We start from the raw sequence: 12,998 nt of genomic DNA, 5'->3' as shown, positions 1-12,998 counted from the left end.
GAGCTATGACCCTAGGAAGACCAGTTTGCCCCATTTTTTCGGTGGCGTGAATAAAATGACGGTACGCTGCCTCAAACCTTGCTGATCGGGAATCGCCAGGCAGAGGTTGGAAGCAGGAAGGGGCAGGCGTTGAAGCTGCAGGACTTTCTGAAGCTCATACGGGCACGGTGGATCACAGTGTGTCTGACCGTTGTGATTGTGGTTCTCGGAGCACTGATCATCACCGTGACCACCACGCCGCTGTACCGAGCATCGACCCGGCTGTTTGTGTCGACCGCTGCGGGAAACTCGCTGACCGACATATACCAGGGCAACCGTTTATCGCAAGAGCGGGTTTTGTCCTACACCCAGTTGCTCATGGGTAGGACGCTCGCTGAGCGCACCATCAAGAAGCTTGAAATGAACGTCTCGCCGGAGGCGCTACAGGCGGCGGTCACAGCTACTGCCAAACCGGACACCGTCCTGATCGATGTCGGCGTTTTAGACGAGTCGCCCGGGCAGGCGGCCGCGATTGCGAACGCATTGTCCGATGAGTTCGTAAACGTAGTTCGTGAGCTTGAGACGCCGGCCGGCGGGACGGTGCCGGATGCGCGAATTGTCGTGGAGCAGCACGCTTCGGTGCCGACTGCTCCAGTTATCCCTAAGACGGCTCGCAATCTCGTGCTGGGTCTGGTTGTTGGCCTTCTAGGCGGTGTTGGCCTGGCGTTGCTACGCGAGCAACTGGATAACACCGTCAAGGACCGCAACGCCCTGGAAGGCATCACACACGTTGGCATCGTTGGCGATATTCCGTTGGATAAGGAACGGCGGAAGACTGCGGCAATCTCGTTTAAAGACAGCAGCTCCGGAATCGCCGAGGCGTTCCGGAAGCTCCGTACGAATTTGAGCTTCTTGGCCGTAGACAACCCGCCCCGCGTGATCGTTGTCACCAGTTCGGTACCCGAAGAAGGGAAGTCGACAACCGCTATCAACATCGCGCTGGCACTGGCCGAGGCTGACCGCAGCGTCGTCCTTGTCGACGGTGACATGCGGCGGCCGATGGTCCACAAGTATCTCGGTCTGGTTGGCACAGTGGGATTAAGTACGGTGCTCAGCGGCGCTATGCCTGTCACCGAAGCGCTTCAGGAGACGAAGTTTGCGGGACTGAGCGTGTTGGCTGCCGGAGCGAAACCACCGAATCCCAGCGAGTTGCTCGGATCGCATGTGTCACAGAAGGTCCTCGCCGAGCTTGCCTCGCATTTTGACTACGTCATTGTCGATTCCTCGCCTTTGCTGGCCGTCACGGATGCAGCGATCTTGGCTGCCAATGCGGATGGCGCGATCATCATGGCCCGATATGGTCAGACGAAACGGCAGCAGCTTGCGGACGCGGTCGCGGCTCTTGCCGACGTCGATGCGAATCTCCTTGGTGCGGTATTCACAATGATCCCCACCAATATGGGCTCTTACAGCTACTCATACAGCTATTACGGTCGCGAGAGCAATTAGGCATTTGTGCTGGAGGGGCCTTACCACGGCGTGATCAGTTGTGCAGGAGCGGGTATGAGAAGTCGGTGGGTAGCGATGGCACTGGTTGCAGGGCTTGCTGCCTGCGCGCGTCAACCACCGCCCCCGCAGTCACATTATGTGCCGGACGCAACGCCAACGCAGGCTGCAGTCGTCCAGGCGCCCGATTCGCCTGGGTCCCCGCAGGTGGCGTCCTTTGTCGACAATTTTGACCGACCCGATACCGATTTTGGCCTGGGTGAGGGCTGGGAACTGCGCGGCGTCCCGTCAACGGGATTCGTTTTGCCGACCACGAAAGACGGTTTCATCAAGGGAAATTATTTCACCTATGGCGGTACTGACGACGTGCTCGCGATTAGGACACTCCGTGGGACGCTGAAATCTATAGGTGCGGTTGGGCGGTTTCGCATGGTCGGATTAGGTGGCCTAACCATATTTACAATGGGCACCTCGGGCGACAGTGACCTATCCGCCAACAACGTTAGCTTTGTATCGAGCCGTACATATTGGGCGCTCAAGGTGCGGGCGACGGATGGTGTTGATAAGACTGTGGCGCAGGGGCAGTACGCGGTGCCGTTGGAGCTGGATCGCGATTACCGGTTTGAGCTCGACACCGATGGTGTTACTGCGACCGTCAAAGGCACCGGTCTCGCAGTGACCAAGCCTCTGCCGACTCAAATCACTCCGGGTTCTGTCGGATGCTGGGGACTGGTACGCAGTCGGTCTCCGTTGGGCCAGTTCTTCGATGTCAAGACCGTGTGGGCCGTTGAAGACGGCGTAGCGTCGTCCGTCATTGACGGAGAAGCGGCCGGAACCGCCCATTAGCCCAGATTCTGTTGGCTGTTGGTAAAGATGCGGCTCGAGTGAAAGGGTTGAAGGTGTCGCTCAGCATCCAGGCTGAACGATCGTCCTTATATAGCCTGCAGTCTGGTAAAAGTACTCGTATACCCAACGAGCCCGGGAAATGATCATAGGGCTCGGTACCATGATTATCTCCCCGGCAAAACATTTACCGACGATATACCTAGCGCGAGAGATATGTGATCGCGCGGTCACTACAATGATTCTATGCCAGTTGTGTTCCGCTGCCAGCCGACGCAATTCTCGCGCTTCGCCCAGAGTGGTTAGTGGATTCGCTGTGAAGCACACTATCGAAATCGATCTGCGGGTTCGGCCTTCGCAGACGTTCGTTATCGCCGCGTCGTTCGTCGGATTATAGACCGATAGAACTGCGGTCGGCGCCCAGCCGTGCTCTGCCAAGTTCATTCCGTATTCGAAACGATCGGCTCCATAGCCGCCGAGCACAACTATCGCGTCTGCTCGTTGCAATCGGTCTACTTTCGGGTAGACGTACACCGGAAGCCCGGCGGCCAACACGGCGATCAACGCGGCGCTGACCATTGCGATGTGCCGCGCGACCGGCAACGTTCTCACGCGTCGCAAGGCTATCCAGCGCCGGCCGTGCATCGCTCGCCACTGACTTCACTCTCAACGATCAATGGGGCATGCAATCCTGCATTGCCCCCGCATACGGCTCTGTGCACCGGCTAAGTAGCGTCGAAATAGTTGCGCAACTTTGCGCCTAGCTCAGAGAATTCGCCGTGCGCGACATGGCGAAGGCCGCGCCGTAGTCGCCGCGTATTTTGTGGCAACCAGGACTTGGCGCGCACGTACGGTTGCATATTCCACTCCCGTAACTCCGCGGGTGCGGTGAGTTCGAATATGGCGGTGCGGTCTTCAAGGGATTCGAGGTACTGCCATCCCGGTTCGGCCTTCAAGAACTCGACGAGATGGATACCTGTCCACAGATCAATATCGTCGATGAGTAGTAGGCCGCCCACTCGGAGGCGCGGCGCGGTGTAGGCCCAGTCGATTTCGGGAATGGGAAACCCGTGCCCGCCATCGATCAGCACAAGGTCCAGCGGTCCCTGCAATTTTGGCAGAATATCTTGGCTGAAGCCCATGTGAAACTGCACCCGGGAGGTATCTATGCCGCACTCGGCGGCCTCTGCCAGAATCGCCTGCCGCTCGTCATCACTCGGCGTGATCACTTCGTGCATGGCGCCACGTTCGGCGAAAATCAGAGTCGACAAGCCGGCGCCCGTCTCGAGCGTCCGGAAACCTGGGCGCACATGGGAACGTAGGAACTCGGCGACCGCCGGGAGCACGTATCCCGCGTGCCCGCCGTGGAGGACAACGGGCTGCTTCGCCGATCGGCGAGGCCTGCTCATGCCCTTGAGAATTTCCATGGCGTCAATTTACCGGAACGGGGGGAAGCGCGGGCTGACTTGCACTGTCATCGTGGCCGATCTTTGATCCACTGAGCCGGACATCCAGCGACGATCGTGAACGCCTCGACGGAGCGCGTGACAACGGAACCGGCGGCGACGATGGCGCCTTCGCCGATCTGCACCCCCGGCAAGATGGTAGAGCCGGCACCTATCCACGCCCCGTTACCGACCCGCACACGATCAGGCGTCTCGCCCTGCTCAATAATCGGAACATCGATCAGTCCGAAATTGTGGTTCTCGGAGAAGATCCGGACGCTCGGACCCAGCAGCACGTCGGCGCCAATCTCAACCCCGCCGCCGCCGTGGATGAAGTTATCGGCACCGATTGCCGCCCTAGCACCCACGCTCACTCCCACTCCCAAGCGCCGGATCGTGCCGGTCCCTCGAATCACAGCATTCACGTCTACGGTCGCACCGTCATCGAGAACTACTCCATTCTCGGCTAGGGCGTCGATCAGCACTCCGCGGCCGATCGAGACTCCGCGGCCCAATCGGAGGCCTGAGCGGTTCAAGATGACGACGTTGCGGTCCAGGAAGATGTGCGGGAGACCCCGCGCTACACCGCGAATACGTGCGGCCAGTTTCCTTGTAGCGAAGCGTATTACAGCCACGTCGCTGATTCGATCGTCGATCCCGGCGTTGACCCGTCGGCTGTGCGCGTACCTCGTATTGATGCGGCGCCGAAGGCCGGCTAGTAGAAGACCATTCAATCCAGCGGGTCCCTTCTCGATAGCCTGACGGACGTTGTGGGCCACTTCCTGCCACGTTGGTAAGCCTGCAACGGGTACGTGGGCGCTGCCGAGCCCGCGGCGAATGGCGGCGGCTATGTCGTCTGCCGACGCGGGATCAAAATACGCAGCAGCAATGGCCAACTCCCGGAATACCGGTATATCACTGGCGATTACCCTCGCGCCCAGAACATTGGCCTCGATGAGGGGCAACCCGTAACCTTCGCCCAGCGAAGGGCAAATGAACAGGTCGCAGTTTTCGTAGAGCCAGCGAAGTCCATCGTCGGTGACGTGTCCTAGGAAGTGGATGCGGGCCGCTAGATGGTCGGGAATCGACGTCGGCTTGTATGCGCCGTCTTGTCCGCCGACGATGATGAGATGGTGATCGAGGTCGTCGTCGGCGAGACGAATGAAGGCCTCGATCAGCCGTGCCAGATTCTTGCGTACGTTGAGGCGGCCGACCGTAAGGATGAACGGATCACTGGCGGGGAGACCTGACGGACGCACCGGCTTCGCCGCGATTAGGCCGTCCGGAACACTCAGACCTACCTGCACGAGTCGAGCCCGCAGTTCCGGCCAGACCGATCTGACTCGGTCGGTCTCCGAACTCGACGTAGTCAGCACAGCAGTCGCACGTCGTAGCGATGGCCGTATCGCACTTAGATACAGCAATTCTGCCCTCGTGAACCATTCTGGATTCGTCACGAAGAGGACATCATGCAGCAACGCGACACGAGCGCAGGTGGACAGTGGAGGACAGAAATTCTGAGTCACGACCGCGTCATAGCAGTTCCGCCGTGCTGCGATTGAGGCGACCGCAGCAGCCTGGTATCTGGTCCAGGTGGGGTAGTCCTCGACGACGACCGCCAATTGTGCTGACCGCAGTTCGTCTCGCACCACGGTTACGTGTGCCTTTGGCACGCGCAACGTAATGGCGTCATCGGGGAAGGCCTGGGTCCAGGCCACCACCAGCGCTCGCAGGACGTTGCGTCCTGAGGGCGGTCCGTCTACCCACCAGTGGCCGTCGAACAGGATCTTCATGACCGCCGGCAATCGTTCATGACGGCGAGAAATCGGAGAGAAGAGTCGGCGGGGAAACCATCTGGCGTCGTAGTCCGCTCACTATTCCCGATGCTGCTGCGCGATACCACGTGCGGCTCTTGTCTGAGCGCAAGCCGATGGCTTTGCGTAGCGGCGTCGATGCGGCCATCAATTGCAGGACGACCCATAACACAGCGATTGTCGGCAGCGCAACGATTCTCCTGCGGAAGAGAATGTACGAAAGCGCAACCGACCGGTAGTATTGGCTTGCTGAGAAATCCGGATATTGCGATGTCGAACACCCGCCGATGTGGGTTATCACCGCTCGTGGCTCCAACAATGCCTTCACGCCGAATTCTAGCAGTCTGCGAGCAAGCAGTTCTTCTTCTTGATAGAGGTAGAACCGCTCATCGAAACCACCTACGCGGCGAAAATTCTTGGCACTTATAGCGATACAGGAGCCTTGGGCATATGGCACCGGGCCGCCGCGGGTATAGACCGCATCGGTTCGTGGCACATCACGTCGCAGCTTCCCGACCAGGAGCCTCACCGGGAGGAACACTTCTGCGATATCGGCTACTGGTCGCGACCAGTACCGCGCTCGTGTCTGGTCCTCGCCATTGGCGTCCAGTATCCGAGGGCCCACCACCGCGTCATTGTTGGCGACACAGTCGGCTAATACCCGCACGGTGTCGGCGGAGCAGAATGCGGCGTCCGGATTTAGAAAAATTAGAATTTCGGCCGCCGCGTTAGCTGCGCCTAGATTGCATCCGGCACCGAATCCTCGATTTGATCCAGCCCGAATCAGGGCTACATCAGGTCGAATCCGAACCGCGGTCGGCACGGAGTCGTCGGATGACTCCTGATCGACCACGATGACTTCACAGTCGGCCGGGATTGATGAAAGACATGGCAGCAGAGTCGATGCCGAGTTGAATGTCACGACAATCACCGATGTACGTGGCCCGGCTGAATCGGGGCGAGGCGTTCCAGAGTTTGTCACCGCGCGCTCATCCGTTCCTGCCACAGGCTTTTTAAGGTGGACCGGAAGCAGGCGAAGGTAAATTTAGACAAATCTTCTACTACCCGCGAATCATTGCGAGGATCGAAAAAACGGACCGAGAAGTCGGGGGGCAACTGCTCCCATTTGACACACGCCTCAGCGATTGCCGGCGGGAGACCGCTACGCGCATGCTCTGATGCGATGACCGGTTTGCCGTACATCATCGCTTCGACCACTTTCACTTTCATGCCGCCGCCGAGGTAAATGGGCGCGAGAACGATGTCAACCTTTTCGTAGAACTCTGCAACGTCGCCGACGGCGCCCATGACAGTCGTACGTTCTGCGCTCGGAAGTTTCTCTGACCCGAACCCGGCGACCACGACGCGGTCCGAACTTGGCAGCAGAGGCAGCCAGTGCCGAATCAAGCGGTCGTACGCGTCACGGTTTGGCGGGTAGTCGAAATTTGCGAGCATCCCGTAGACCGAAAGTGCCTCACGACTTGGTCCGCGGCTGCGTTTCAAAACGTTGTTGGCCTTCGTAACTGGCGTTGGGAGCCACACTGCGCGGGGTCCCATCTCATGCTTGTCTGCTAATGAAGCGGTGGTCACCACGTCGGCCAATGCGTACTCGTGGGCTTCACGGCGGGACCATAATCGTGCTTGTGCCAGGTTGGATGGTCGTGCAATCGAGTTGACCGTTCGCGCGTGATTGCGCGCCATGCTGCTCCATAAATCTGGAAAATCGAGCCATGTAGGCCCGCCGGCAAGTGCCCAACGATTCGCTGACGGGGTCAGACTGATTGTTGGTCCGCGTTGGGCGATTTTGCTCAACTGGGCCTCAACTGGCCGTCGTAGTTGGATCGGAAGTAGGTGGCGCTTCGCTCTGTGCAGACACGACGTCACAACCCGCTCCGTACCCTCAATTCCACTGGGTCCGACGCCGATTGGTTCAGCGTTGATCCCCAACGATTCGAGGGCTTCAAGAAACGCTTGAACTCGTTTACCACCGCCGTCCGGCCGGCGAAGCGATACATCTAGACCGACAACATTCACCGGTGTGGGCGGGCGATGAACGGGCCGATCGTTCACAGAGAGTCCTCGAATCACACAAGATACTGGCGTTCGCATGGTGTGGTCTATGGCCTAGAGATTACCGAGCTCGCCGGCAAACGGGGTGGCGTTACGGGCACGACATCATGGCTGGCGCCCGATAGAGACTCACGCTCCTTTGAAGTGGCAGAATCCATTGGCTGCACCGGTACCGAAGACTCGCGTACCGCTGGTGGCAAATGCTCCCGCGGTCGATTCGGAGTGGTAGATCGTGCCGCCCTCCGTGATGGTCGGCGCTCCGGCCAGCTGGCTCGACGACAGCAACCCCGACCGCAGCACCCGGCCGGTCTTGCCCGGTGGAATCGGCTCCAAAGCGACTCCGTAGAACTGGCTCGCGACGTCCGCCGTGGTCATGACCTTTGCTTGGCCGGATACGACTTTCACGGCGGACCACTGCTGAATGCCTACGACGTCGGCGTTGACAAGGCTGGCTTGGCGGTCCAAGAAGTGCGGGTACGTCTCGTCCTGCGACACTAGATACTCGGCCGCTGTCGCGGCACCCTCCAGATGCGAGTTGATTGTCGTGATTATCGATGAGTTCGACGCGTTGGTCAGGTTCGTGTCGAAGACCACGTTTTTCGGTGATCCACCGTCGACCGTCACAGTCAGCGTCTTGGGTGCGGTGGAGCAGTCGCCCAGTCGCCTACCTAGTGTGTTGTTGACCGTGGTGCTGTCGTCGAGGCCGACCAGAATGCCCGAGATGTCCAGTCCGCCCCAGAGGTAGCCCCTGACCCCACCGCCGCCGTCTCTCTTAGACGGAGCGGTGCCGAGAATGACCGGTGCAGCGGTACCCGACACTCTCACGTTTGAAGTGGAACCTGTTGAGGCAGAGGTGATGCGGAGCGCCATGCCGCGGTTGGTCGTCTTGAAACCCACTACAGATCCTGTCGCGCGGATCTGGTATTCGGAGTGCTGCGCGTATTGACCGTCCAGATCTGTCCGGATCCACGGGTCATCAGCCTCCAAAATGTACTGCCCTGCCCCGAATTCGCAGTCGGTGAAGGCGAGGTGGTCGACCTGGCCAGACCCGAGGCCAAGAACTATGGTGGCAGGACATTCGGTGGGGCCCAGGAAGCGGCATTTCTCATACGTGTTATCGGTCGCCTTGTCGAAAGAAGCGTTGTTATGCACAACAACTGGCCACGATCGAGCAGATCTGATCAATGTGTCGGTGAACTGTGCTGCCAAGCCCGACGCCGAGCCTTGCCCCCACGCGGCATCGAACGACCACGGTGCACCTGCCGGCAGTGAGTTGGCCATACGGTAGTCGATGATGCCCCGGTTCCCGAAGTGCTCTATGTGGCAATTCCTCACAATGTGGGAAGCTTCAGGGTTCAGGCCATCTGCCTCGTCGTGTACCGCATACCGCATGTTCTTCGCGCTGATCTTCAGGCCGATCAGCGTTGTCGAGCCCTGAAGCTGAATTGTGGAGTTGTTGACGGAATCAGCATCCGAAGTCGAGTCGGGCTGCTCGCCTTTGAACCACACCTCGCCAGGACGTCCGACTCCGATCCACGTCGTGTAGGGCTGCACCGTCCATTGAATGTCCGTATACGTTCCCGCGTGGATATTGATTGTGAAGCGGTTGGTCGAGCTGGGGTGGCGGAGCGCAATGGCGTCGTTGGCGGCCTTCGGTGTAGTGAAATCCCCAGTGCCATCGGGATTAACCGTAAGAACGGTGCCAATCGACAACTCCGTTTCGGGCGCTGTCATGGAGCTCTTCGAGCGGCAGCCCGCCAGCGTCGCGGCTGCCGCTGCCGCCGCCAGGCCGAACAAGGCGCGCCGAGAAATCGAACCGCCCATGGCGCGCACCCTCCCCTGTCGATGCGGGAAGCACAGCGGCCGAAGCCGGCTGGTTGGTTGTTCAGGACACCTGTGAGATCTGTTGTGGCGTCATCTTACGACTGTCGGTGGCACCATGTTCACGCTTCACAATTGGGAGTCTTGACTCATGGCGGGGATATGCGCGGAGGCGTAATCTGGCGCTGATGATGCCTCTCGCCGGCAATGGCAATGGCCCCGACGGGACCTTCGCTGAGCCCTTTCGCGCGATGCTGCCTCGCCGAGAAGCGATCCGCCGGATGTGCCTACTTGCAATTGGGGCCACCGCAGCCACGTCGGTAACGAGCGCATGTAGCGACTCCACGGCACAGGGTCAGATCAATGCGAGTCGCGTCCCTTGGCCCAAGGGACTGGTCGCCGTGTGGGATTTTCAGCAGGATTCAGCGGGCGGCAACGTCGTAACGGCTCGCACGGGGCTGCAGTCGATCATCTTGACTGCGCGCGAGTCCAAGACCGTACGGAAGGACGCCACAGACCCTGGACCGTTCGGCCCCTCACTCGTTCTCGACGGCGAAACTGTTTTCGTAAAGGACGGTGATATCGGCGCGCTCGATATGTCCAAGGGAAGCGGCCAGGTCACGGTTGTCAATTGGGTCAACGACACAGCCGGTAACCATGACGACATGGCCGGCGGCAAGGCAACGAATGGCATTGCGTTCCGGGCGGGTGCCCATTGCGAAGGCGGCCCCGAAGAGGCTCGCCAGTATGGGTCGTACTTCGACGCCAGCTATTTCCTTGGCTGGTCGCACGGCCACTACACACCGCACATAGGCGCACAAGACGGTCCTTCGCCCGGCTATCCATGGAATCGCGACTACGCGGGAAGCGCCCGTAAATACTTCACCGGTGTCGGCCAAGGTCAGTGGCACATGGAAGCATTTACCTACGACGGTCACCAGATCATTGCCTACGTCGACGGCTTATCCGACATCTGGAAGGACGTGGCGGAACCAGAGCCACTGGTGTCTGGCTACACCTTGCGCCAGACGGTCGACCGCAATCCGTATCTGCTGGACAAGCCGATCAACGGGTCACCGACGACCAAACGCTTCAGCATCGGTGCGGCGCTTTATGGGTCACCTCCCTTCCCAGGGATCAACTTCACCAAGGGAAATCTAGGCGGCGTTGCCGTGTTCAATCGCGCGTTGTCACCCGAAGAGATCATGGCGATCCGTCTCGCGACGCTGCGACCGAACGAGCCGATCACCAGGTACGCATTCGAGGTGACATCGCCGTTTGCGCACGGAATGAAAGAGATCGGCTGGACGGCGAAGGCGGAGAGAGGCTGCGTGGATGTGTCCGCCGATGTTGGGGAGCACTATCGCGTGTCTCGGCCGGATGGCGCAACACGGGCATTCCTCCGCAAAGCATCCACCGCAATCGGCGCAACGTGGGTGCCCATCACCGGACTGAGTTGTTCGCAGGTGAAACGCGTGCGTTTCAAACTGACTTCTGCGACACCGTCAGCCTCGGCCCAGCGAATTCTGGTCAGGGTCGCAGGCGATTGGTGGGCATCGGAGTCCACATACCGAACCGTAACTGCCCACCCAGATCCACCGGACTGGCGTCGGGCTGAGACCGCGATCCACACCATGTCATGGGACCGCGGGCGATGGCGACCTGTCACGATTGAGGACGAACAGATCCTAAGCATCGCCGAAAGCACGAATAGCGACGCAATTCCGCCAAGTCCGTTGCAAGCGATCGGGTTCATCTCCGAGGGCGGCGACGGTTCGCTGGTCAGGATTACCGATGTCGAGCTTCTGCCGAATTGATCGCCACCGATCCTCGGATGCCGAGGCTGCTTGGTCAAACCACCGACTGTTCCAGCCCGGCAAAATTGAGGCGAGCAAGCCTACGCACCTCGGGAAGTGACTCCTCAAGGCGCATTCGAATCGATGGATCGTCGAAAATGCGGTCGAGAGTCCTCATCGCCGGCAAAGCGAAGCCTGCGTTAGGTTCCAAACAAAGCTCAGGTAGGTCAAACAGTGCCATTAGCCCTGAGACCTTTCCTTGAGTTGAAAGGACAGCCGAGGCTACCCCCTGGTTGAGAGACAAGATAGATAGGTGCATCCTCCCAGTGAGCACGGCGGCAGCCTGCCGGGCCAACCACGCGACTTGGCTCGGTGTGAGCAGATCTTCTATCAGGTGGACACGAGGAGTAGGACCGAGTTCCGCGGTCACTGCTGTGCAGGCGGAGAGGTCGTCGTCGCCCTCGCGAATTACATGCGGTAGCAGGGCAACTGAGCAACCGCGCTCAACAAGGTGCCGGACGATCTGTACATACTCCGAATTGGGTACGCCCTTCCGTGCGAGTATCCCGCTGACGTTGACAATCACCAGCCTTCGGCCGATCTGCTCGTCCAGCCATGCTCGAATGCGGTCATAGGGCTCGATCGTGTTCAACGTGAACGCCACGTCGGCGGTACTGACCACGTTATAGTTTCCCTCCGCCTGGAGTCGGGTAGCGGAGTGTGGGTCACGCAGGCACAGAAGAGAATTCGGCTGAGACAAACGCAATGCCCGCTGCACCTCGCGGGGTGGAACTCCATTCCAGCTGAAGCCCAATACCCGATTCGGCGTACCAACTTCGTTGCCTGTGCACAGGAGTCCGTAACGAACTGTGGCCTCCGCTGAACCGTATCCACCATCCATAACATCCGCGCCGATCACGGAGAGAGTCGTGTGTCTCGCGATGAGGTTTCCAAGGTCGCGGCGAATGCGGCGCCTGACCCAGGGCCTGCTTGCGAACAGTTCTGGCATTACGACGGTGCGCACCCGATCGGTCGCATCGGCAGGAACGATGTGCCCGTCGCGGTGCTCCACAACCAGCGTTACGGCCCAAGTCGTATTCAGTAGAAATGCCTCCAGCATGGCCTGGTCGCCGATATTGCCCTTGCCCACAGTGGGTATCAGTAGATGACGCTGGTACTCCTTCTGGCCGCGTACGGTCAGGCGCGATGCACGAGCAATGTCGCGCTGGACTGAGTAGACCAAAAAGCGCTCGGAACTGAATACGTTTTCCAGGGAGTATGTCAACCTGCCAGATATGCGCTCTACGGTCGATCGGTCGTTCACGTTCGCTGCCAACATCTCACCGCCAATGCCCAGGTGGGGCGGTTCCCATTTCAGTCCGCCACGTGGTGCTACGAGTCGGGGGGAGCGTCATCCCGACTAGATTAGCGGCCGGGCTGTTGTAGACCAGGCGATTTGGGGGACCTAGAAGGGTCCGTCCATGCGTCACGGTTTGGCTAACTGGGCTTGCCAGAACAAGCCCTAGTGCCTCGATCCGCGGACTGCTGTTGCCAGGTTTTCCATACGCTTCATGGCACGGGTGACCGGCGGGTGACAGATTTCAAGCAGCAGGTCCCTTATTGTAGGACTCGAAAGTAGAAGCGGTAGATATATCGCGGCGGCAGCGACTCCGCCTATAGGCAGGACAACATAGTTGGGTAAGCTTTGCAGCCTATCCACTAAC

10 protein-coding genes are annotated in these 12,998 nt (G+C 59.6%); 3 read left to right on the top strand and 7 right to left on the bottom strand.

Annotated features, from left to right (window positions below):
- Window positions 1-129 precede the first annotated feature (129 nt).
- Window positions 130-1,488, top strand: coding sequence for a polysaccharide biosynthesis tyrosine autokinase (locus tag VXD91_RS22515; RefSeq protein ID WP_346416481.1), 1,359 nt, complete (start codon window positions 130-132; stop codon window positions 1,486-1,488).
- A gap of 75 nt (window positions 1,489-1,563) precedes the next feature.
- Window positions 1,564-2,331, top strand: coding sequence for a hypothetical protein (locus tag VXD91_RS22510; protein WP_346416480.1), 768 nt, complete (start codon window positions 1,564-1,566; stop codon window positions 2,329-2,331).
- Between the two features lie 60 nt (window positions 2,332-2,391).
- On the opposite strand, the gene VXD91_RS22505 is transcribed toward VXD91_RS22510, so the two are convergent.
- From VXD91_RS22505 to VXD91_RS22480, 6 genes are all read right to left on the bottom strand, one after another.
- On the bottom strand, window positions 2,392-2,907 hold the full coding sequence (locus VXD91_RS22505) for a YdcF family protein (protein WP_346416653.1): 516 nt from the start codon (window positions 2,905-2,907) through the stop codon (window positions 2,392-2,394).
- A gap of 146 nt (window positions 2,908-3,053) precedes the next feature.
- Window positions 3,054-3,755, bottom strand: a complete 702-nt coding sequence (locus tag VXD91_RS22500; protein WP_346416479.1) for a class I SAM-dependent methyltransferase — start codon at window positions 3,753-3,755, stop codon at window positions 3,054-3,056.
- Window positions 3,756-3,802: 47 nt separating this feature from the next.
- Window positions 3,803-5,566, bottom strand: a complete 1,764-nt coding sequence (locus tag VXD91_RS22495) for a glycosyltransferase (protein WP_346416478.1) — start codon at window positions 5,564-5,566, stop codon at window positions 3,803-3,805.
- Between the two features lie 16 nt (window positions 5,567-5,582).
- Window positions 5,583-6,518: a glycosyltransferase family 2 protein gene (locus VXD91_RS22490; protein ID WP_346416477.1), complete on the bottom strand. Its 936-nt coding sequence runs from the start codon at window positions 6,516-6,518 to the stop codon at window positions 5,583-5,585.
- Between the two features lie 47 nt (window positions 6,519-6,565).
- Window positions 6,566-7,288: a glycosyltransferase family 4 protein gene (locus VXD91_RS22485; RefSeq protein WP_346416476.1), complete on the bottom strand. Its 723-nt coding sequence runs from the start codon at window positions 7,286-7,288 to the stop codon at window positions 6,566-6,568.
- A gap of 498 nt (window positions 7,289-7,786) precedes the next feature.
- A complete protein-coding gene (locus VXD91_RS22480) occupies window positions 7,787-9,481 on the bottom strand; it encodes a hypothetical protein (RefSeq protein WP_346416475.1) in 1,695 nt (564 codons plus the stop codon).
- A 185-nt stretch (window positions 9,482-9,666) separates the two neighbouring features.
- Between VXD91_RS22480 and VXD91_RS22475 the strand changes: the two genes are divergently transcribed.
- The gene (locus VXD91_RS22475; protein ID WP_346416474.1) at window positions 9,667-11,295 is read left to right on the top strand and encodes a hypothetical protein; all 1,629 of its coding nucleotides are present in this window, start codon (window positions 9,667-9,669) and stop codon (window positions 11,293-11,295) included.
- Between the two features lie 34 nt (window positions 11,296-11,329).
- Here VXD91_RS22475 and VXD91_RS22470 read toward each other — a convergent pair whose 3' ends face one another.
- Complete coding sequence (locus VXD91_RS22470) at window positions 11,330-12,598, bottom strand: polysaccharide pyruvyl transferase family protein (RefSeq protein ID WP_346416473.1); 1,269 nt, start codon at window positions 12,596-12,598, stop codon at window positions 11,330-11,332.
- Between the last annotated feature and the right edge of the window lie 400 nt (window positions 12,599-12,998).

This window comes from Mycobacterium sp. SM3041, from assembly GCF_039668335.1.
Taxonomy (GTDB): domain Bacteria; phylum Actinomycetota; class Actinomycetes; order Mycobacteriales; family Mycobacteriaceae; genus Mycobacterium.
The sequence above is the reverse complement of the archived record's forward strand: the minus strand, read 5'-3'. Positions and strand labels throughout refer to the sequence as shown.